This window comes from Coleofasciculus sp. G2-EDA-02, assembly GCF_040226375.1.
In the GTDB taxonomy this organism is placed as follows: Bacteria; Cyanobacteriota; Cyanobacteriia; order Cyanobacteriales; family Coleofasciculaceae; genus Coleofasciculus.
The window spans coordinates 20745-41340 of the sequence record NZ_JAVKEW010000176.1; the positions used below are offsets into that span (position 1 = coordinate 20745).

Annotated in this window: 19 protein-coding genes and 2 pseudogenes; 7 read left to right on the top strand and 14 right to left on the bottom strand. The window is 45.6% G+C overall.

Going from position 1 to position 20596, the window contains the following annotated elements; translation table 11 throughout:
- Positions 1-550 precede the first annotated feature (550 nt).
- Positions 551-1825 (bottom strand): cyclic nucleotide-binding domain-containing protein, encoded by a 1275-nt coding sequence (locus tag RLO19_RS20910; protein ID WP_446359361.1) that lies wholly within the window; start codon positions 1823-1825, stop codon positions 551-553.
- A 135-nt stretch (positions 1826-1960) separates the two neighbouring features.
- Between RLO19_RS20910 and RLO19_RS20915 the strand changes: the two genes are divergently transcribed.
- Entirely contained in the window at positions 1961-2536 is a 576-nt protein-coding gene (locus RLO19_RS20915; RefSeq protein ID WP_446359362.1) for a DUF4126 domain-containing protein, read from the top strand.
- 561 nt (positions 2537-3097) lie between these two features.
- Here the strand turns inward: RLO19_RS20915 and arsS are convergent.
- Entirely contained in the window at positions 3098-4093 is a 996-nt protein-coding gene (gene arsS / locus RLO19_RS20920) for an arsenosugar biosynthesis radical SAM (seleno)protein ArsS (protein ID WP_446359363.1), read from the bottom strand.
- Positions 4094-4542: 449 nt separating this feature from the next.
- On the opposite strand from arsS, the gene RLO19_RS20925 reads away from it, so the two are divergent.
- The gene (locus RLO19_RS20925; protein ID WP_446359364.1) at positions 4543-4713 is read left to right on the top strand and encodes a hypothetical protein; all 171 of its coding nucleotides are present in this window, start codon (positions 4543-4545) and stop codon (positions 4711-4713) included.
- 56 nt (positions 4714-4769) lie between these two features.
- Here RLO19_RS20925 and RLO19_RS20930 read toward each other — a convergent pair whose 3' ends face one another.
- From RLO19_RS20930 to RLO19_RS20965, 8 genes and pseudogenes are all read right to left on the bottom strand, one after another.
- Positions 4770-5549 (bottom strand): DUF6816 family protein, encoded by a 780-nt coding sequence (locus tag RLO19_RS20930; RefSeq protein WP_446359378.1) that lies wholly within the window; start codon positions 5547-5549, stop codon positions 4770-4772.
- Positions 5550-6684: 1135 nt separating this feature from the next.
- Positions 6685-7680: a permease gene (locus RLO19_RS20935; protein ID WP_446359365.1), complete on the bottom strand. Its 996-nt coding sequence runs from the start codon at positions 7678-7680 to the stop codon at positions 6685-6687.
- A 70-nt stretch (positions 7681-7750) separates the two neighbouring features.
- Positions 7751-7993, bottom strand: coding sequence for a thioredoxin family protein (locus RLO19_RS20940; protein ID WP_446336422.1), 243 nt, complete (start codon positions 7991-7993; stop codon positions 7751-7753).
- Between the two features lie 153 nt (positions 7994-8146).
- A pseudogene (locus tag RLO19_RS20945) lies at positions 8147-8470 on the bottom strand (heavy metal-responsive transcriptional regulator); the annotation flags it as partial.
- Between the two features lie 279 nt (positions 8471-8749).
- Positions 8750-9145, bottom strand: coding sequence for an arsenate reductase, glutathione/glutaredoxin type (gene arsC, locus RLO19_RS20950; protein ID WP_446359379.1), 396 nt, complete (start codon positions 9143-9145; stop codon positions 8750-8752).
- Between the two features lie 123 nt (positions 9146-9268).
- Positions 9269-10417: an ACR3 family arsenite efflux transporter gene (gene arsB / locus RLO19_RS20955; protein ID WP_446359366.1), complete on the bottom strand. Its 1149-nt coding sequence runs from the start codon at positions 10415-10417 to the stop codon at positions 9269-9271.
- 30 nt (positions 10418-10447) lie between these two features.
- Positions 10448-11476 carry a PstS family phosphate ABC transporter substrate-binding protein gene (locus RLO19_RS20960; RefSeq protein WP_446359367.1) on the bottom strand — a complete coding sequence of 343 codons (1029 nt, stop codon included), beginning with the start codon at positions 11474-11476 and terminating at the stop codon, positions 10448-10450.
- A 268-nt stretch (positions 11477-11744) separates the two neighbouring features.
- Positions 11745-12077, bottom strand: coding sequence for an ArsR/SmtB family transcription factor (locus RLO19_RS20965; protein WP_446359380.1), 333 nt, complete (start codon positions 12075-12077; stop codon positions 11745-11747).
- A gap of 374 nt (positions 12078-12451) precedes the next feature.
- Between RLO19_RS20965 and RLO19_RS20970 the strand changes: the two genes are divergently transcribed.
- Positions 12452-12910 carry a helix-turn-helix domain-containing protein gene (locus RLO19_RS20970; RefSeq protein WP_446359368.1) on the top strand — a complete coding sequence of 153 codons (459 nt, stop codon included), beginning with the start codon at positions 12452-12454 and terminating at the stop codon, positions 12908-12910.
- A 171-nt stretch (positions 12911-13081) separates the two neighbouring features.
- Here RLO19_RS20970 and arsM read toward each other — a convergent pair whose 3' ends face one another.
- Together arsM and RLO19_RS20980 are read right to left on the bottom strand one after the other, a co-directional pair.
- On the bottom strand, positions 13082-14044 hold the full coding sequence (arsM, locus tag RLO19_RS20975; protein WP_446359369.1) for an arsenosugar biosynthesis arsenite methyltransferase ArsM: 963 nt from the start codon (positions 14042-14044) through the stop codon (positions 13082-13084).
- A gap of 328 nt (positions 14045-14372) precedes the next feature.
- Entirely contained in the window at positions 14373-15032 is a 660-nt protein-coding gene (locus tag RLO19_RS20980) for a DUF2834 domain-containing protein (protein WP_446359370.1), read from the bottom strand.
- A gap of 253 nt (positions 15033-15285) precedes the next feature.
- Here RLO19_RS20980 and RLO19_RS20985 point away from each other — a divergent pair, with 253 nt between their 5' ends.
- The 4 genes and pseudogenes from RLO19_RS20985 (at position 15286) to RLO19_RS21000 (ending at position 19032) form a co-directional block, all read left to right on the top strand.
- Positions 15286-15468 (top strand): hypothetical protein, encoded by a 183-nt coding sequence (locus tag RLO19_RS20985; RefSeq protein ID WP_446359371.1) that lies wholly within the window; start codon positions 15286-15288, stop codon positions 15466-15468.
- Between the two features lie 68 nt (positions 15469-15536).
- Positions 15537-15788, top strand: a pseudogene (locus RLO19_RS20990) (Uma2 family endonuclease); the annotation flags it as partial.
- Between the two features lie 89 nt (positions 15789-15877).
- Positions 15878-18034: a Tex family protein gene (locus tag RLO19_RS20995; RefSeq protein WP_446359372.1), complete on the top strand. Its 2157-nt coding sequence runs from the start codon at positions 15878-15880 to the stop codon at positions 18032-18034.
- 143 nt (positions 18035-18177) lie between these two features.
- Positions 18178-19032 carry a Uma2 family endonuclease gene (locus tag RLO19_RS21000; protein ID WP_446359373.1) on the top strand — a complete coding sequence of 285 codons (855 nt, stop codon included), beginning with the start codon at positions 18178-18180 and terminating at the stop codon, positions 19030-19032.
- 161 nt (positions 19033-19193) lie between these two features.
- Here RLO19_RS21000 and RLO19_RS21005 read toward each other — a convergent pair whose 3' ends face one another.
- Both RLO19_RS21005 and RLO19_RS21010 read right to left on the bottom strand, forming a co-directional pair.
- Positions 19194-19874: a hypothetical protein gene (locus tag RLO19_RS21005; protein ID WP_446359374.1), complete on the bottom strand. Its 681-nt coding sequence runs from the start codon at positions 19872-19874 to the stop codon at positions 19194-19196.
- The coding region (locus RLO19_RS21010; protein WP_446359375.1) for a helix-hairpin-helix domain-containing protein at positions 19871-20596 on the bottom strand (726 nt) is incomplete at its 5' end. The genes RLO19_RS21005 and RLO19_RS21010, both read right to left, overlap by 4 nt.

Consider the following 20596-nt stretch of genomic DNA (forward strand, 5'->3'; position numbering starts at 1 on the left):
CAACTCATATATTGCACTATTCTTATCAACCGTAGGAGGTTTGAATATTTGGGCTACTATAAATAAAACTTTTAGATTTGAGGTTTGAGTTTTAATTTTATAAAGATAATGGGATGTAGGGCTGGCAGAATAAGTCCTTGGCAAATCATTATTTGACAGGGTTTTCGGGTTGTAGTATGGTATATAGCGTTAATATATTATGGTATTTTTATTGTCAATTTTCACTAAGAAGCGCTTCAATGCCTTAAGGGATGGTTCATCCTTTCTCCCTAACGTCGGAAAAACTCAAATACTACAAATATACTTAATTACCTAATTGCTCGGACTCGCTCAGGGGGATATTTGACAAAAAAGCTGTTTCATGCATCTGACAGACAATTCAATTCCCTAGATGGGTTTTTGGGCGCACATCGGTGCGCCCCTACGGATGATAAATTTTTAAGGGCGATCGCACTACAAGAAGGGTAATCGCTTAACGCCCGGAAAACCTTGATACACCGAGATAACCGTGGTACGTGCAAATAACGGAGGTGCGATCGCGGCTTGCCAGTTATACTATATGGCTCGATGAGATAAAAAACCCCAGCAAGAATCCTAAAATTGTCGAGAAAACCACGGAATTACCTGCCAATTCGTAAGCTTCCGGCATCATGGTACTAGCAACCATAGCTAAAATTGCGCCGCCAGAAATAGCCTGTGCGATCGCGACAACCACTTCAGAGGTATTGTTTCGTAAATAAAAACCCGCGATCGCACATAAACCACTGAGCATAACGATGCCTATCCATAATCCTAAAATCTGACTCGTTTTCGTTCCCGCTTGTTTCATTCCCGTCGCACTGGATAAGGCTTCGGGAAAGTTAGAAATAAATACCGCTAATAAAAAAGACCAACCCAAATCGCTATTTCCAGAATTCATACCAATAACAGCCGCTTCTGGGATATTATCAATTAAAGTACCAACTAAAATGGCAAACGGTGTGGACTGTTTCACCAAATTTTCCAGGGTCATTTGATCGTCCCGCAGTAATAGATCCAGTTCAACTTGATCCATGACCTGCTGTCGCCACCGATCTAAACGGTGTTCCACAACCAGGCGTGACTCTGTTGCCACTTGCAGGCGTCGGGCTAAGGCGCGACTCAGTGACCAAGCCAGATGGGGCGACCATGTTAGCATACTATTGAAATGTTCTCGGTGTAACTGATACAATTCCATTGGAGTGCGAGCAACCACAGTGGCAGATCGCGGTTCTCCAGTCAGGAGTGCCATCTCACCAAAGACTTCTCCAGGTCCCATTGTACCCAGAACTTTTCGACCCTTTCGCACTTCGGCTTCGCCGTTGACAATCATATAAAAATAGTCACCAGGGGTTCCATCTTCACAGAGTACGTCTCCAGGTTGGGCGTAAATTGGATTGAGATACAGGGCAACTCTTTGCCGTTCTTTGGGTGGTAGGTTTTGCATCACCTCAATGTGGGCGATGCGATTGAGGACATCACTCACCTGATCAGCACCATGTTCAACCAGGTAGCGGCGACTGGATGCGGGTTTACGCAGGAATCCGCCATGTTGGTCGATATAGGATGTCAGGAAAGCAAATAACATTCCCCCTGCCATAAACCCAATTAACAGGGGGACAAAGCCACTGTGACGATAGACAGGAATGGTAATTTCAAACGCGATCGCAGACAATAGTGTACCACTCCCAAATGCCATAATCGTCGCGGACAAGTGGCGACTCGGTTGCCAAAAGACTCCGACACAGGCGCCCAAGGCTAAACTAGACGCGCCCAGAATTCCTTGAAAAAAGGCTGCCGTTGGCATAGGTGGCTTGCAGTTTTTAGGTCAGTTTTAATCCTATCGGAGAAAGGGTATCCCTGAATGTGGGATTGTCTACAAACGTTAAACTGAGGACAGGGGGATAACTATGTTGATTTCTCTTGCAGGCATTAGGTAATAATGATTGAACTCCTAGCCGTACTTTCGGTAGCAGCAGCCGTAGGAATGAGGATCGCTTTGCCTTTGTTGGTGATTGGTTTGTTGCAAAGCGACAACCTCTGGGATCAAATTCCTCTGCTGTCTCGCATTCATCCCTCGGTTTTAGTCGGTATTTTGACCACCTTCTCATTTTTTGAGTTGTTTGCCTCAAAGAAGCTTCTGGGACAGCGAATCTTGCAAATTGTCCAACTCCTGTTTAGTCCTGGGGTTGGGGCAATTATGGGTATTGCTGTCGCCCAGTTTGCCGATATTCCCAGGGAGTTTATTTGGATTTTCGGGACAGTCAGTGGGTTATTGGCATTTGTCCTCCAACTGGTACAAGTTGGCTGGTTTTTTCGCTTGCGCGGTTTACCGTTATGGGTGGTTTTTTGCCAAGATGTTTTATGTGTGGCGTTAGTTATCTTTGCCTTTGATGCGCCTCAACAAGGTGGGTTAATTGCCCTGCTTCTATTGTGGCTAGCGATTCGCAGTTCTCAACAATGGCATCATTTATATGGTAGGCAAAATCGTTCCCAGCGATATCGGCAAGTTTTGTAATCTGTTCAGCTCAAAGGGAACAGGGAATGGGGAATACCGAATTTAAATGCACATCAGTTTAGGCGGAATTGGCAGAATTTCGATATCTCTTCCCTTTCCGCCTAGCTTCATGGTGACGAAGCCTATCTATATAAGTAAAACTTTTCAGTTTGACGTTTACGTTTTAATAGTTTAAAGATAATCAGATTTCGGGCGGGCAGAAAATGCCTCTGGTAAATCCTGATTTGACAAGGGTTTGAGGGTGTAGTATGATATATTTTTATATTGTATTGTGTTATCCTTGTAACCGTTTTTAACCAACTATTCCTGAAACGCCTAGATAATGCGTTATTTGGTTGTCCCTAACGCCGGAAAAATGGAAATACTACAATCAGGTTTCATCACCCAGTTTGATGGACTCATGCAGAGGCATATTTGACAAAAAAGCATTTTCATGCATCTACTCGACTATGGCATCCCGTTAATTGACGTTGATGACGAAGGGGACTCGCGGCAAGACAATGGACTTTATTTTTCCCTGCGTTATCAACCATTTTGAGGTGTCTTCATTGTTTGCTTAGCTTAAGTCAGTGCACCGCCACAACTGGAACCACACCCAGCGGTGCAACCGTAACAATAGGAGGCGGTACGAATTTCGTTAATCATATCTAATGTTCCTGCGGCTAATAGTTTATTCACAGTTAAAGCTTCCCCAGTGCGAGACTTGGCGGGTATCTCTTCCATTTGATTAAAATCGCAGTCGTAAATATTTCCGCGATAATCAATAGAGAGTTCGTTACGGCACATCAAATGTTCCACTGTAGTCGGATTAAAGTTATCTTCCAGAAACTTCAGGTAAGGCGTATACAGCTTTGTTCTTTGCAGGTAAAACTTAGTTCTGCCAACGGGTAAATTCGTAATCGTGAATAACTGGTTAAAGTCAATATCAAAATTATCCTTAAGGAACCGTTTATAATCCTGTTCTAATTTAACTTGATTCGGCGTTAAGGAGAAGTTTTCACTCACAGGTAATGATGGGTTATAGACCAAATCCAGGATTAAATTGGGATTTTTACCATAGCCCAATTGATTCAGCCGTTGAATTGCCCGAATCGAATCATTATAGACCCCTTTTCCCCGCATTTTATCCACATTTTCTTCTAAATAACAGGGAAGGGAGGCGACAACTCTCACCTGATGCTGGGCAAAGTATTCGGGTAAATCCTGGAATCCCGGTTCAAATAAAATGGTTAAATTTGAGCGGACAATCACTTCTTTTTTCGTTGTACGCGCCGCTTCAACTAAGGGTTTAAACCCATAATTCATTTCGGGTGCGCCACCAGTTAAATCAACGGTTTGGATTTGAGGAAAGCGATGAATTAGTTGGATGAGTTGGTTACAGATTTCGGGGGTAAGTTCTTCAGTGCGTTTGGGTCCAGCTTCCACATGACAATGGGTACAGGCTAGATTACAGCGTTTTCCCAGATTAATTTGAACAACAGTAATTTGATTTTTGGTTAAAGGTGTCCTTAGTTTTTGGTTAAACGGTGTTACGGCGAATGTGGCTGTCTGTGTCATTGGTTGAATTCCGGGAAATACATCTTAACTTCAGTATCTAGCTAGCCAAACCCATCTCGGCTGGCTGGGTATATAATAAATCATTTACTTTGAGTCTGGAACAATTAAACAGGTGTTCAATGAGTTTTTGCTGAAAATCGGCTTAATTTAGACTGAAAAAGTTAATAAAACAAGCGCTGACTATAGCAACCTCCATAGCGGTTAGGACACATCTTATGGTAGAGACGTTCCGCCGGAGTTCCAGACGCGCTTTTGAAGCGTCTCTACAACAGTTCCCTAGGAAAAAAGACCTAGGGTGTGAATTCATCGGATGTAGGATCAATAATCTTTCCCAACAAAAAATAATAGCTTTACATTTTTGACTTCAACCTTCATTCTGGCTTCACCAAGAAGCTTGGCAAAGAAGTTAAGCTGAGGTTACTTTATGCCATTAACTCAGGAGCAAAAGAATGAAAGGAGTGAAAGAGCAAGCCCGCCAAGAGACGATTTATAATGGTTCGCAATTAACCACCAAACCCTTCTTGATGGATGTGACGCCTCTGAGGAAAAAAAAATTAGCTTGTCGGTGGATTACCTCATCTGCTAATCCGGGAACTTTAATAGGAATGTGGGATTTTTAACTGGATTTGGCGAGAAGTACGCCGCTGTACTTTGATGTCATGGTGTCTGACTATAACTATTGTATGGGTTCTAACTGGAGTCGATACCGATACAATGCGACGGGTTTATCTAAAGCCTTAAAATAATCAGGATCTTGAGGGGAAAGGTAAATGGCGGTGATTTGCCATGCTTCAATTCCGGAATCGGGTGAGGGTAATTGATGATAAGCGGTTGTGGTTTCCACCTGATTTAAATAGGGTTGGTTTGTACCGCGAAAGTATTGATTAGTTACCTCTGTAGCAATAAAGCGATCGCGGCTGGGGGTTTCTGTGTTTCGATCTGTGACAATAGAGATAATTTGGCGTCCCGATCGCAATTCGGTGATTTGCCGATTCACAGAGGCGGGATCTACCTTCACCGAACGAATAGCGCCATCGCCTAGATAAGCTTGGGCGATATTTAAGCCATTGAATACTCGATCAGCAACTATGCCGGATTCCCTTTGTCGGGGAAGGGGTATAATGCGATCGCGAGATTTAGATTGCACCTGATCAACCCGTTCAAACCTTACCCGAAACTGCATCGGCTGATTTAAATAGCGGCGATTACTCTTCATACCCGGTGTTACCACTTCTGGCGCTAAGGGTGCAATTTGTTCGACGAGGGTGCTGGTAACATTCCATGTTCCCTCCATCCAATCGGGGTAAACCAAATCCCCAGCCGCCGCCGTTACTGGGGGTTTAGTTTGCCAATGGGGGAATTGCGCCACGCGATCGGATAATTGTCCGGCTTGTGCTGGATTTGTGCAAAAGCAGTAGACTAGGATTAAGCCCAATCCTATGAGTCTGGGAAGAATCGCCACAACTGAATTGACCTTCGAGGGGTATAGGTTAACAAGAGAACGCTCTCACAGTAGGATACCTCGTCAGTGAACCTTTACCCAATCCTGCCAATTTCTCGGTCTAGATGCGACCACCTGTGGGTGTTTTTTCCGACGAGTCAAAATTTGAGGCTGTATTCCTTATCCAGTCAGGGTTTGCCGCCTATTTTATTATTTAGGGGCGGTCGCCAAGTCTGAAAGGCTTATGGATAAAGGATTTGAGTCTATTTTGTTCCAGGGGACTTGTCAAAGGCGATGGCTGAAATGCTATAGTTATATCAGCCAGTCGCCATTGTACCTTGAAAACTAAATACAGTACGGGTTCTGAGAGGCTGCCCTTGGAATTCCCCTGAATCCCTATCAGGGATTGAAACATTAGAACCGAGATACGCACATTCCGATGATATTACTTGGAATTCCCCTGAATCCCTATCAGGGATTGAAACGATCTATGCCCCCAAACGTCCAAGTCATCGCCAACTTGGAATTCCCCTGAATCCCTATCAGGGATTGAAACACATAGCAGCACCTTAAAAATTGTACCCTTTGACTTGGAATTCCCCTGAATCCCTATCAGGGATTGAAACCAATCCGTGTCATGGACACCACCTCCGAGCGGATCTTGGAATTCCCCTGAATCCCTAACAGGGATTGAAACTGTTTGCGCTGATGCCGGGAGAAAGGAGCTTAACCTTGGAATTCCCCTGAATCCCTATCAGGGATTGAAACCCTTATCCATTAAAAATCAATATCCCCAAGAAACGGTAAGGATACGGCAATGCCCATTGGTATCAACTTAAGGCTGAAACCCTTACTTAATAAGAGATCCGAACTCGCCCCCCATCCCCCCTAGCCCCCCTTTGAAAGGGGGGGAAAAGGGGGGAACCAGAAATTAATCACAGTCCCCCTTAAGATCCCCCTCCCGTCCCCCTTAAAAAGGGGGAAGCCAAAGGATGCTTCGCTTTTGTTCCATGGGGGATTTAGGGGGATCTAAACTTTGAGCGCTAGTAATACAAAGTCTTAAGTTGACACGGATGGGCAATGAAAGAGCCCCTACAAATACCCTTAACCTAATACATTAATCAAGTGAACAATCCCCTATCGCCTAAATTCACATCAACAAAATATTAAAAAGATAGCCAACCCCAATAATTCCCATCGTCATCAACGCAATAAAGACAGCCAATAACTCAGGCTGCAACACCTTCCTAAGAATCACCATTTCTGGCAACGATAACGCCGTAACCGCCATCGTAAACGATAGAACCGTCCCTAAAGGCAACCCTTTATTCACCAACGCTTCAGTAATCGGTAAAACCCCAGCAATATTAGCATACAGCGGCACACCCATCACCACCGCGATCGGCACCGCTAACGGATTCCCCGCCCCCGCCCACTGGGTAATAATATCGGCAGGAACATACCCATGAATTCCCGCCCCAATCGCAATTCCACCCACCACATAAAGCCAGACAGACTTAACAATTTCACTCGCGGAATAATAACCCTGTTCCCATCGTTCTTTCCAAGTCAGTTTCATATCATCGCCCTGATCCCGATCACAATCTGACCCTTGGCGAGACTTCTGCAACGCCCAGACAAAGGGTTCCACCCACTTTTCCAGGTGTAGCATCCCAATAATATAACCCGCCGCGATCGCTAATCCCACCCCAAAGGCAATATAGATCACCGTTGCCTTTAACCCAAACAGTCCCCATAATAAAATAACCGCGACTTCATTCACCATCGGCGCAGCAATCAGATAGGAAAACGTGACCCCCAAAGGCACACCCGCCTCTAAAAACCCAATAAATAAGGGTACAGCGGAACAGGAACAAAAAGGCGTGACAATGCCAATTGTTGCCGCTAAACCATTGCCAAAAATCGTCCGCTTGCCACTAATCCAGTAGCGAATCTTTTGCGGTTCGAGAAACGTTTGCACCGTTCCCACTATAAAACTAATCACAATTAATAGAGTCAGCACTTTAGGGACATCGTATAAAAAGAAATGTAGCGATGACCCCAGAGACGAATGCAACGATAACCCCAAAACCTTAGTAACAATTTGGGCAGCTAACCAATCAAAGGGATAAAATACATCAAACATAACTTATCCTTTAGCTGGAAACTAGAAACGGAGAAAGTATTAACTTAAATTGACCCCTGCCAAAACCCCTCTAAAACTGCAACAACGGTTTAATTTGTTCTGGCGACATCACCTTTCCTTTACTCACCACCTTGCCATTGACAGCTAACGCTGGAGTAGACATAACACTCCGTTTAGCAATCTCCACAGGGTCAGTAATATGGAGGACTTCAGCCTCAATACCCAAAGACGCGATCGCACTTCGGGCATTTTCTTCTAACTGATGGCATTTTTTACAGCCCGTTCCCAGAATTTCCACCGTAAGCGTATCCATAATTAAAGCCTCATCATAGTTTGCATCGTACTCAAATTGCTGAGAATTCTCTTCACCCTTAAAACCCACCTCATTGAAGACAACACACTGGCGTTCTTCCCCCAACCGTTGAGCATTTTCTTGACAACGATTGAGCAAAGGCAATAATTCTATTCGTAGCCGTTGCAATTGCTGGATATTGTCTTCAATTTGCTGAACTTTTTTCAGCAACATCTGATAAACTTCACCACAAGACAGAGACGCTCCATCTTGCAATACCAGTAATCCTTTAATTTCGTCTAAGCTTAAACCTAACGCCTTAGCCCGACTAATAAAGGACAAACGTTCAATATCCTGGTTATCAAACAAGCGATATCCAGCCTCTGTACGTTTCGGACTCGGAATCAATCCAATCCGTTCATAAAAGTAAAGGGTTTGGGGATTAAGTCCCAACTTACGCGCCACTTCACCAACTTGAAGCATATTGCCCCAGCTCATTCAGAATCCAGTGCCTTAATCATAAACCTTATACCTAGGTATAAAGTCAAGCCCTAGCCAGAGAATATAACTAGCTCCCCCCTCTCTATCCCCCCCTTTCTCCCCCCCTTTCAAAGGGGGGCTAGGGGGGATAGAGAGGGGTTGGGGGAGAGGGCGCTTATGTGTCACATTCAACTTAACTCGAATGCTGCTGACTGGCAGGCTGGTAGGCAATGCCCACCCCACGGTATATCAAGGGTTTTGGCGATATAAAACTGTAAATTTTCAGTGTTATTCAACTTAACCCAACGTGTCAATTAACTGAACAACTCGCTCCTTAATCTCATCTCGTACTCGCCGAAAAGTCTCTATCGGTTCACCCGCCGGATCATCCAATTGCCAATCCTGAAACACCTCCCGCAATACCCAAGATTCAGGCAAATTTACCCCACACCCACACAAAGAAATCACCGCATTATAATCTTCAGCCTTAAAATCACTTAACGGCTGAGACACTTGCTCACTAATATCAATCCCAACTTCCGCCATCACCTCAACCGCCGTAGGATTCACCTCAGACGCCTGCAAACCCGAACTCGTCACCACCACTTTCCCCGCTCCTAACCTGCGAGCAAACCCTTCTGCCATTTGGGAACGACAAGAATTTTGCTTACAAACAAACATAATAAATTTAATCACCATACTCCCATATTTCTCCCCATAAAACTCTCATTCAAAACCACTCAATTCCTCTGCGTACCTCTGCGCTTTCCCTCTGCGTACCTCTGCGTTAAAAAACCCAACTCCCCAACCCACAAATCAAGGCGCAACACAACGCGGATCACGCAATGTAGCCTTCTCCGGTTCCCGTGGAAACCACATCGCCGTGCGCTTACAAAACTCCACCAACATCAACATAACAGGCACCTCAATTAACACCCCGACAACCGTCGCCAACGCCGCCCCCGAATTCAAACCAAACAACATCACCGCCGTCGCAATTGCCACTTCAAAATGATTACTCGCCCCAATTAACGCCGCCGGAGCCGCATCTTCATAAGCAAAATTCATCTTCAACGCCGCCACATAGGTGATAAAAAAGATAAAATTCGTCTGAATAAACAGCGGTACAGCAATCAGCAAAATGTGCAGCGGGTTATTAATAATCAACTCCCCCTTAAATGCAAATAACAGAACCAACGTAATTAAAAGCGCCGTAATCGAAATCGGACTCAAATACTTAAGAAATCTCCGTTCAAACCACTCCTTACCTTTGTGTTTAAAAATCCAATACCGACTATACATCCCCGCCGCCAAGGGCAACCCCACATAAATCAATACCGATAACACAATCGTTTGCCACGGTACCGTTAAATCATTCGCCGCTAATAACCACCGTCCTAACGGCGCATACAGAAACAACATGGCAAGTGAATTCACCGCCACCATCACCAAGGTATGTCCTTGATTACTATAAGACAAATACCCCCACATCAAAACCATCGCCGTACAAGGCGCAATTCCTAATAAAATTGCCCCAGCAATGTAAGAATTTGCCAAAGTAACCTCCGCCCCGCGAATTATCTCAGTTTCCGATAGCAAAGGCTGAAACAACCAACCCAGGAAAAACTGAGCAAAAGCAACCATCGTGAAGGGTTTAATTAACCAATTCACCACCAGAGTTAAAATCACAGGTTTCGGCGCACGCACTGCCCGTTTCGCTTGGGTGAAATCAATCTTCACCATAATCGGATACATCATGAAAAACAGGCAGATGGCGATAGGAATGGATACCTGATAAACACTCATGGCATCCAGTGTTACTGCCACACCGGGAAATAATTTGCCCAGGACGATACCCGCGATGATGCAGAGTACCACCCAAACGGTGAGATATTTTTCAAAGAAACTCAGTTGACCCCCGACTTGGGGTGGTGATGGTGTGGCGTGAGATGAATTAGTACTCATAGGAATGAATCAAACTGCAACCGCTAAGGGTTAAAACTTTTTCTGTTTGCGTAACAACTCACCAATGGTGAGATTAAATTCAGATTTGCCGTCAAAGACTGTACCTACTTTGTTTTGAAAGAAATGCACATTAATCAGGTGATAACCCTCTTCCGGTAGCGGTATATAGCCAACCGAACTGACGATTTGTGGGGCGTTCTCTAGGTAAAACGCCACAAATTCTTGTAACGCTGGGTTTTTCTGGGCAGCCGCCGCGTTAACGTAGATAAACAAAGGTCGAGTTAGGGGTTGATATTCAGCATCCTCAACGGTTTGACGTGAAGGCAATACAGCCCCCTTGCCACTATCAACCGCGATCGCTTTTAATGTATCTTGATTGGTTTCGTAATAGGCTAAACCAAAATAGCCCAACGCATTGGGGTCTTGATTCACCGCCTGTGCCAGAATTTCATCATCCTCACTGGCGGTATAATCGCTACGACTTGACCCAGCTTTACCGACGATGGCTTCGGTAAAGTAATCAAAGGTGCCAGAATCTGTCCCCGGAGCATATAAAGTTAACGGTTTCTGGGGAAAAGACTCCCGTACCTGATTCCATTGAGTGATTTGGCGTTGAGCTTCGGGTTCCCAGATTTTTTGCAATTCTGCCACCGTGAGACTCTCTACCCAATCATTTTCGGGATTGACTACAACAGTAATCGCATCAAAGGCGACAGGAAGTTCAATATAAGCCACCCCGGCTTGTTTGCAGGCTGCCATCTCGTCAGCTTGAATCGGGCGAGAGGCATTATTAATATCGGTTTCGCCAGCACAGAACTTTTTAAACCCACCCCCTGTACCCGAAAAGCCCACGCTGACATTAACGGGCGCTTTTGTCGTGGCATTAAATGCCTCAGCAACAGTCTTCGTAATCGGGTAAACCGTACTCGAACCATCGATTTCAATCGGTTGGGGCGACTGCGACTGGACTTGGGAACATGCGCCTAGGAGTGCTGTAGCCGTGGCAATTAGCGCCAATTTTGTCTGTGGCAGGATTTTGGGTTTGGGGATAACGTTCATAGACCTCAACCCCTGAAGGAAACTATGGGGTTCCTTTTAACGTATCAAAAAAACTTGATTTGTCAAGCCCTTATATTCCGGATAGAGGTGATGTACTCCAAAGAAAGTTGATAAAAGACCCTCCTGCCCGGAGTGGCAAGGCAGGAGAGCAGGGGAAACAGAGGTGTAGGGGCGGGTTTTACCGATAAGGTTTTGGAGACACCGATAACTTGACTAAACCCGCCCTGGGAGCAGGGGAAAAGGGAATTCTAGAAAACCTCTATCGGCATTAAGATTTATCCGAACAAGGACGAGCCGGTAAAATCGGACTAAAGCGGCGGTATTCTGCCAGATATTGTTCTAACAGGACAAACTGAGGCAAATTCAGGCTGTAATAAACCCAACGCCCCTCCTGACGAGCGCGAACCAAGCGGGCTTCTTTTAAGGTTTTCAAGTGAAACGATAACTTCGACTGACTCACCTCCAGCACTTCACAGAGTTCGCACACACAGAGTTCCTGTTCTCGCAACAGTTCAACTAGCTTAATCCGAATTGGGTCAGATAGAGCATGGAAGCTGGAGGTAATCAGGCTCAGATTGGCAGGAGAGGCAGTGACTTGCATCAACTTTTCTTGAAACATCCCCTTAATTGTAGCTGGGGTGCAAGGTACAGACGTGATGAAAGAAGTGTCTTTATCTGACTTCCGTCCCCCTTAAAAAGGGGGAGACCAGGGGATGCGGGAGCCTTTGTTGCACGGGGGAGACCAGACGAAAGTCGGGGCGGGTTTAGTTCAGTTAATGGTTTCAGCCGGAATGTTATTGGTAAAACCCGCCCCTACACAATCACGCGCCATACCCTATGAGCAACCTGAAACCTCAAAACCATAGCAGTGCCGTGAAAACTCAGGAACAATAAGCCCCCCTTTTTAAGGGGGGTTTGGGGGGATCTCCCAGGATTAAGATTGCTAGAATCTGGATAGATTTCGAGAAATTAGCGATGTCCCGTTCGGTCAAGATTCATCCAGACAATAAGCCAACAGTATTATTAGCGCTTGAGCGTCAAGGCTTCTTGACTCAGGGAGACTTAGCCGCACATCTAGGAATTGCTCTATCCACAGTTAGTAATTTCGTCAACAGTAAAGCAGTTTCTATCTCCAAATTTGAAGAGATTTGTGAGACATTAGAACTAGACAAACGTGCAATCACTCAACCCGTCGCGCCTAATGCTCACCCCTCCACTGAGTCAAGCTTTCCCCCTATAACATTTACGGCTTATTCTCAGGAGACATGGGTTGGCAGAACTGAAATTATTACCCAGTGGCGTGAAAAACTACGGGAAAACTGCCGAATTTTGCTGATTACTGGCATTACCGGACAAGGGAAAACAGCATTAGGCATACCGCAAGCGAAAGAGTGTCAGGAATTAAAGGATAAATTAGAAGCAGATGGAAACTAGGAGATGACATAACCTAGTCCGCGCAGGCGGACGAAAGGCAAGTGTAGCAGCGATTTCAATCGCCGTGGAAAAAGGGGTTAGGACGCATCTTATGGTAGAGACGCGCCATGGCGCGTCTCTACATTGACACCAATAACTAATGTGCGCCTGATTCACCTAAATTCGACACCTTTAACAGCAACCGCCGCCTGTGTAATGCCAGGTGGAATCAGTAATCAGAATATCCTTGGACATCGCCAGGTTAGCGGCTGTTTTATCACACACCGAGGCAGGGACGCCTTTTTGCAGAACATGACCCGCGTTATCATCAAAAACGTCTTGGCTTCCCTGATAAATAGCCGTTTTTCCGGTGAAAATACAAGCGCCATCTTCGGGAATCGGCACTTTGAATGCCACAGAATCTAAACTTTCCAGCAGCAACGGCTCATCTAATTTATAACTTTGGCAATCCAGCAGTCGATAAGGGCGCCGCGCCCGGATTTCGACTTGACCAAACCCAACATGAACCAAATGTTGGATATACTCATTATATGTTAATGCCCCCGATAGGCACATTGCCCTTAACCGTTCATCTTGGCGTAAATGTTCAGGAATCGGACGGGTGGCGATGGGGTCACTCATAATCAAGCGTCCGCCAATTTTTAACACCCGATAGGCTTCTTGCAAGGCTTTAGTCAAGTCAGCGGGTTCAAAGATATTAAATAGGCAATTCTGAGCAACGACATCAACGGAAGCATCAGGTACAGCTAGGTCAAAGGCATCGCCGTCACGAATGTCAATAAAACTTGGGTTAAACCAAGGATTATCTTGAGCGGCGCTTTCTAGGTTACGTGTCGCTGCTTCCCGCATCGCCTTGACGGGATCAACAGCAATAACCCGACCCGGGCGTCGGGAAAAATAGGCAAATTGCAGGGCTTCTAAACCACCACCCACGCCCACATAGAGTACCGTTGGCTCGTTAATCAGTTCAGCCGGATGAACGGTGGTTCCACAACCATAGTTCATTTCCTGCATTTGCTGGGGAATTTTCAGTCCAGGGAGTTGTAGGGGAGAGCTTTGCACACAACATAACCCTACTTGCGGGGTTTGGGCGATTTCACTGTAGAATTCTGCGGTTGTTTCTAGATAACTCATAGTGTTTGTTGGTCATTTGTCATTGGTCATTCGTCATGGGTGACTCGATGACGATTTATGCTGTCAGCATTCTTGCTCTGAGGGTATTAAACTGGGGCTGAATTAGTTTTTGCTGAGAATCGGTTAAAGTTTATCAACTTTTGAGTTATTGCTGTCGCTATAACGGATTTAGCTCAAGTCCATTAAGATGAATGGCACGCTTCTGGTATTCTGGTGGGCAATGCCCACCCTACGGTATATCAAGATCGAAAATCGGGGTTGGTAAGGGAGCGAATGGAAGGCTGGTGGGCAATGCCCACCCTACGGTATATCAAGGGTTTTGTCTTCTTTAAGCCGTTGCCATGGCTTCCTCGGTGTCTGGAAGAGGAGGACGCAGACACAGATAGACCAGTGAACCGATTAATGGTACCAGTGCGACTGCCCAAAATAGGCTGGGATTATTTAAGCCGCGTCTTGCCATATCATCGCCCACCAGTGCTGGGAAAAGCAAGCACAATAGGCAAAAGTCCAGGCTCATCACATGGATAAAACGGCTAGTTTGCCATTGCTGGATAAAGTTTGCCCAATCGCCGTTGAGGATGCCAAATCCTAATAGTGCTAAGGTGGCGAAGGTGAGAGCCAGACCTAACCAACGGGAATCGAGAATACTCAGGACGATATTTTTTGAGCCAGGAAATTCGGGATTGGGTTGACGTAAGGCGAGATAGGGGAGTAAAGCAAACGCCCCTACACCAAAGGAGACGGTAGCAAATAGCCAAGCGGGGATTTTTTGCCCTCGTCCATCAATAAACACGAAGCAGGCGTATGCTAGGGGTAGTATGCCCATGATGTTGAATAGGGCAATAATTAAGGGATTAATCCCGTCCCAATTGCCTGTGGAAAGATTGGTAATCAGGTCAAAGGTATCGGGTTGCGGGGGAGGTGCAAGCAGAACGGCATAAGCGAGAAAGCTAACCCAGAGTAGCCAAAAACCAAGTTGTCTGAGCATAGGTAATGATTTGAAGTGCAATTCCACCGGGTATCCTGTGCATTATCGCATGAATCGAGTGGGGCGGTTGGCGTTTTGGGTTAATACACCTTTGTCAACCCCAGCATCCGCCAAGAACTCAAGTTCTTGGCTAAAAGCTAAAGTCCATTAAAATGGACTAAAACTCTTATCCAGTCAGCTCGATTCTGACTTGAGCTTTGAGTTACTTGGGTTTCAATCCCAGGCTGTTTAACCCTACAACACCAACAGAGCTATGCTAACCAGGGAATTAGCTGTTCGCCTCAAACTCCAATTCTTGCTTTTATGGCAGAAAATTAAGCTGTTTGCTCAATACAGACAGGCTTTTTATCTGAAACTGATTTGGCTGGAGTTAATCTGTTTTCCCAGCCGTGTGTTTGGTCAACGGATAAGTTCGCGATCGCTACACTGGAAATGATCATCCTCTTATTTTCTTTTACCTTGCCATCTTCTGCCCTTGTGCCTTTTGCCATACCACGGATACCTATGACATCGACAACAGCAAAACGCTTCACGATTGAGGACTATCATCGTTTAGCAGAGTTGGGATTTTTCACCGAAGATGACCGAGTGGAATTAATTCGTGGAGAAATCATGCAGATGGCGGCGAAAGGCACAGCCCCTACTAATTGTTGTCGAGATTTACTGGAAGAATTGGCAGGATTAGTTACAGGTCGAGCCAAATTACAATGTCAAGATCCGATTATTTTGTCATCCAATAGCGAACCTGAACCGGATGGTGATTTAGGGCATAATAATTAAGCTAGTGCGATCGCGAAATCTTGATCCTGTGCTAATTCTAGAAAGGATAGACCCACAAAGACCCGATGCTGAATATTCCCTCCGTCCTAGCACAAGAGCTTTCCCTCTCCGCCAATCAGGTGGAAAATACCCTGTCTCTTTTAGCCGAGGGCGCCACCATTCCCTTTATTTCCCGTTATCGGAAAGAACGCACCGGTTCTCTGGATGAAGTCCAAATTCGCGCGATCGCAGAACGCTACGCCTACCTGAGTGAACTCGAAGCACGCAAAGCCACGATTCTGGATGCGATCGCGTCTCAAGGGAAACTGACGGATGAACTGAAGGCGAAAATCGAGTCCTGTTTCCAGAAAAATGAGTTAGAAGACCTTTACCTCCCTTATCGCCCCAAGCGCCGCACTAGAGCTACCGTAGCGCGGGAAAAAGGGTTGGAACCTCTGGCTGAATTTATTAAATCCCTGAATACCCCCACCGCCAAACCCGTCTCCTTAGAAGCAGAAGCCGCTAATTATATTTCCGAACAAAAGGATGTCACAACCGCCGAAGATGCGTTAAAAGGGGCGTCTGATATCCTCGCCGAAGAAGTCGCCGAAACCGCTGAATTCCGGGCATATTTGCGCGACTATTTGATGAAAAATGGGCGTTTTGTCTCCAAGATTAAAGACGATTACCCCGAAGGCAGCACTAAATATGAAATGTACCGCAATTTCCAAATCAAGGCAAAGGATATCGCGCCACACAATATGCTGGCATTATTTCGGGGAGAGAGTGAGGGAATCTTAACCCTAAATCTGGATTTTGATCAGGAGTTTGTCCAATCGTATTTAGAATCACAAACCATTCGCACAAAAATTCCGGCGGTGCGGAACTTCTATCGGGAAATGCTTAATGATGGCTTTAACCGTTTGATGAAAAATTCCCTGATTACGGAAGTTCGGACAGATCGCAAAGCCTATGCTGATTTTGAATCAATTAATACCTTTGAAACCAATTTGCGAGAACTCCTGCTTTCTCCTCCAGCGGGAATGAAACCCACCTTAGCGGTTGATCCGGGATTGCGAACCGGGTGTAAAGTGGCGGTGTTGAATGAAACGGGGAAGTTTATGGAATATCAAACCATTTTCCCCCATACTGGACAAGGCACAAAATCGGCGACTGTACTCAAAACTCTGATTGAAAAATACCAGATCGAATTAATCGCGATCGGGAATGGTACAGCATCCCGTGAAACCGATGAGTTTGTTGGGGATGTGATTAAAAGTCTGGAACGTAAACCGATTAGCGTGATTGTGAATGAGTCGGGTGCGTCTGTCTATTCGGCGAGTGATGTGGCGCGAGAAGAATTTCCTGATCAAGATGTTACCGTGCGCGGGGCGATTAGTATTGGACGCCGTTTACAAGATCCTTTGGCAGAATTGGTGAAAATTGATCCAAAATCTATTGGCGTGGGACAATACCAGCATGATGTGGATCAAAAGTTATTGAGAAAGAAGCTGGATGAAACGGTAGAAAGTTGTGTGAACTATGTGGGTGTGGATCTGAATACGGCATCAAAAGAACTTTTAACCTTTGTTTCTGGTTTAACTCCAACTATTGCTAAAAATATCGTTACCTATCGGAATGAAAATGGTGCATTCCCCAATCGTCGCCGTCTGCTGAAGGTAGCGAAATTAGGACCCAAAGCCTTTGAACAGTCGGCGGGATTCCTGAGAATTCGCGGTGGGGATAACCCGTTAGATAATACCGCCGTGCATCCGGAGAGTTATCCAGTCGTGGAAGCGATCGCGAAGGATATTGGGGTGCCCTTAAAACAAATACCCCAAGCGGCGGATCGGCTCAAGTCTATTGATTTAAAGAAATATGTCACGGATACCGTTGGCTTACCCACACTCAAAGATATTATCCGGGAATTAGAAAAACCCGGACGCGATCCCCGTGCTGAGTTTAAATATGCCACATTTAAGGAAGGAATTAAGGAAATGTCTGACCTGAAAGTGGGGATGGAGTTAGAAGGAATTGTCACGAATGTGGCGAATTTTGGTGCTTTTGTGGATATTGGTGTGCATCAGGATGGGTTGGTGCATATTTCCCAACTGGCGGATCGATTTGTGGAAGATCCCAAAGAAGTTGTCAAAGTGGGACAAGTTGTAAATGTGCGGGTTATGTCTGTGGATGAGAAGTTAAAGCGGATTGGTTTATCGATGCGTGGGGCGCAACAAAGGTAATAGTTGAAACTATTGGGCGGTTGAAACTATTGGGCGGTTGAAACCGCAGCTACACAAACAAAACCCGCCGACGCGGGTTTCATGAATTAGCCGATCGCGGATAATCGTTATAATAGGGCAATCTGATCGCCGATGCAATTCCCATGAGCCAGAGCCTGGAACCTACCGTTCTACCTCCTCCGTTCCCGGATCATACCCAACTCCCTGAATCAGATGGCGAATTCGTGAAGAATTTTCAGGAGCATCCCCAAAGCCTTATTCTCACCGACTCCCTCGGACCTATTCTAGAAAGAATTCATCCCGATGGACAATATGCCATTGGACAAGATTGTGGCATCTATTGGCGACAGACAGAACCCCCGGAAAAAGGAGCAGAAGCTCCCGATTGGTTTTATGTGCCTAATGTTCCCCCAAAATTAGACGGTCAAATTCGCCGTTCTTACGTAATCTGGCACGAATTTATCGCACCAATGATTGCTTTAGAATTTGCCAGTGGCGATGGTTCCGAAGAGCGAGATCAAACGCCTTTATCCCGCTCATCTCAAGGGAAAAAAACGAAACCCGGTAAGTTTTGGGTTTATGAGCAGATTCTCCGGATTCCTTACTATGGTATTTTTGAAATCAATCGGAACCATTTAGAGGTTTATCATCTAATCAATGGTTCCTACCGCCCGATGTCTCCTAATTCGCGAAACCACTATCCAATTGAACCTTTAGGTATCGAATTAGGATTACTCCAAGGAACCTATCAAAATCAAACTCAAATTTGGTTGCGCTGGTGGGATAGTCAGGGCAATTTACTCCTGACTGGAAGTGAGAGAGCCGAACAAGAAAGACAACGGGCTGAACAAGAAAGACAACGGGCTGAACAAGCAGAAATTGCCCGAAGAGAAGCCATTCCCAAATTATTCGCAATGGGATTAACCGCAGAGCAGATAGCCGAAGCCTTAGGTTTACCCATTGAGGAGGTTAACTCCCTAGCAAGAGGAGGCGATTGAAATCGCTGCTACACTTGCCTTTCGTCCGCCTGCGCGGACTGGTTTATAACAGGGGTAGCTAACCCGAATTTGGTATTATACGTTTAAATGCAACTTAGTATGAACTCGTTTTAACGGGTTTAAGCTTTAAGAGGAGAACTTTAGTTCTAGGCTTCCTAAGATTAATGTTTCGCCCTAAGGACATCCCATCGCTTAGCCACAAACAAGTATAACCCATAAATTGTCAGACTCTCCCCCACTAACTCAGATGTCTCCTCAACCGCCACGCGCACCTTCTCCACCACCACGGGAATCAAACCCCCCTGATTAAGCTGAAAAACCACTATTTTCACCACCTCCCCGCAAAATCCCCCCAGAAAAAATATGCCCATTCCCAAGGCGACAAAGGCAATAGCTTTGGGGTAAAATCGCCAAATTGCGATAAAATCCCGGTGAAATATCACCAGCGTACTCACCCCAACCGCCAAATAAATCGGCATCCAATCTTTATGATCTGACGTATTCAGTAGACGCGAAAGCTGGAGGTGAAACTTAAATACTTCATCCACCGCCCCATAAGAAAATAATACCGCGATCGCGCCACAAAAAACCGGAGAGGGTGGAAGGGAGGTGTGGCGTTGAAATAGCAGTAAACTCAAGGAAATTAAGCCAATCATCAACAGTTGCAGCGCTTGGATTAATGAGGGAATCGTCATTTGCCCATCCATATTAAATAGGGGATACGCCTTTCCCCTCACCACAATCCCCCACAGATAAATCAATCCAAAACTAATGTCTAACCCAATCACCGCCCACAGTAGCCAGACGCCAGAGGGTTGAATCGTGGGGGACTTACTTCTCATGGATGAAAATAGGAATAAATATCTTCGGCTAAACGCAAACCAATTCCCGGAACTTCAGCAAGCTGTTGTACCGATGCTTCTCGAATATAATCAATAGAACGAAAATGTGCCAATAGCTGTTTTTGGCGCACAAATCCTAATCCGGGAATTTCATCTAAACGAGAACGGCGTAATTTATCACTGCGTTGCTGTCGATGGAAACTCACCGCAAAACGGTGCGCCTCATCTCGTAAACGCCGCAATAATTGCACCCCCGGTTGTTCTGCATCTGTGGGGAGGGGAAAGGATTCACCAGGGAGAAAAATTTCCTCCCGTTGCTTAGCTAAACTCACTACTCGGACTTTATCCAATAGGTTTATATCCTGCAATACCGCCACCACGGCGGAGAGTTGTCCTTTACCGCCATCAATCATAATTAAATCGGGAAAATCATCAGAGATCCCTTGTTCTTTGGAAAGGGCGGGTTTAGTTATGTTATCGGTTTGTGGCGAAATGGTATCAGTCAAACCCGCCCCTACATCTGGGTTTCCCTTGTGGTTTGGAAGGGCGGGTTTAGTTACGTTATCGGTTTGTGGCGAAATGGTATCAGTTAAAAGAGCCCCTACATCTGGGTTTTCATTGGGGTTGGGAAGGGCGGGTTTAATTACGTTATCGGTTTGTAGGGAAATGGTATCAGTTAAAAGAGCCCCTACATCTGGGTTATCATTGGGGTTGGGAAGGGC

Bases quoted from the DNA above. Each gene is read 5' to 3' on its own strand.
- RLO19_RS20985 (WP_446359371.1), top strand. From the start codon at position 15,286: ATGCTAACCAGGGAATTAGCTGTTCGCCTCAAACTCCAATTCTTGCTT.
- RLO19_RS21005 (WP_446359374.1), bottom strand. From the start codon at position 19,874: ATGAGAAGTAAGTCCCCCACGATTCAACCCTCTGGCGTCTGGCTACTG.
- RLO19_RS20960 (WP_446359367.1), bottom strand. From the start codon at position 11,476: ATGAACGTTATCCCCAAACCCAAAATCCTGCCACAGACAAAATTGGCG.
- arsB (WP_446359366.1), bottom strand. From the start codon at position 10,417: ATGAGTACTAATTCATCTCACGCCACACCATCACCACCCCAAGTCGGG.
- arsM (WP_446359369.1), bottom strand. From the start codon at position 14,044: ATGAGTTATCTAGAAACAACCGCAGAATTCTACAGTGAAATCGCCCAA.
- RLO19_RS20995 (WP_446359372.1), top strand. From the start codon at position 15,878: ATGCTGAATATTCCCTCCGTCCTAGCACAAGAGCTTTCCCTCTCCGCC.
- RLO19_RS20915 (WP_446359362.1), top strand. From the start codon at position 1,961: ATGATTGAACTCCTAGCCGTACTTTCGGTAGCAGCAGCCGTAGGAATG.
- RLO19_RS20940 (WP_446336422.1), bottom strand. From the start codon at position 7,993: ATGGATACGCTTACGGTGGAAATTCTGGGAACGGGCTGTAAAAAATGC.
- RLO19_RS20970 (WP_446359368.1), top strand. From the start codon at position 12,452: ATGTCCCGTTCGGTCAAGATTCATCCAGACAATAAGCCAACAGTATTA.
- RLO19_RS20925 (WP_446359364.1), top strand. From the start codon at position 4,543: ATGAAAGGAGTGAAAGAGCAAGCCCGCCAAGAGACGATTTATAATGGT.
- RLO19_RS21000 (WP_446359373.1), top strand. From the start codon at position 18,178: ATGAGCCAGAGCCTGGAACCTACCGTTCTACCTCCTCCGTTCCCGGAT.
- RLO19_RS20980 (WP_446359370.1), bottom strand. From the start codon at position 15,032: ATGCTCAGACAACTTGGTTTTTGGCTACTCTGGGTTAGCTTTCTCGCT.
- RLO19_RS20965 (WP_446359380.1), bottom strand. From the start codon at position 12,077: ATGCAAGTCACTGCCTCTCCTGCCAATCTGAGCCTGATTACCTCCAGC.
- RLO19_RS20935 (WP_446359365.1), bottom strand. From the start codon at position 7,680: ATGTTTGATGTATTTTATCCCTTTGATTGGTTAGCTGCCCAAATTGTT.
- RLO19_RS20910 (WP_446359361.1), bottom strand. From the start codon at position 1,825: ATGCCAACGGCAGCCTTTTTTCAAGGAATTCTGGGCGCGTCTAGTTTA.
- arsS (WP_446359363.1), bottom strand. From the start codon at position 4,093: ATGACACAGACAGCCACATTCGCCGTAACACCGTTTAACCAAAAACTA.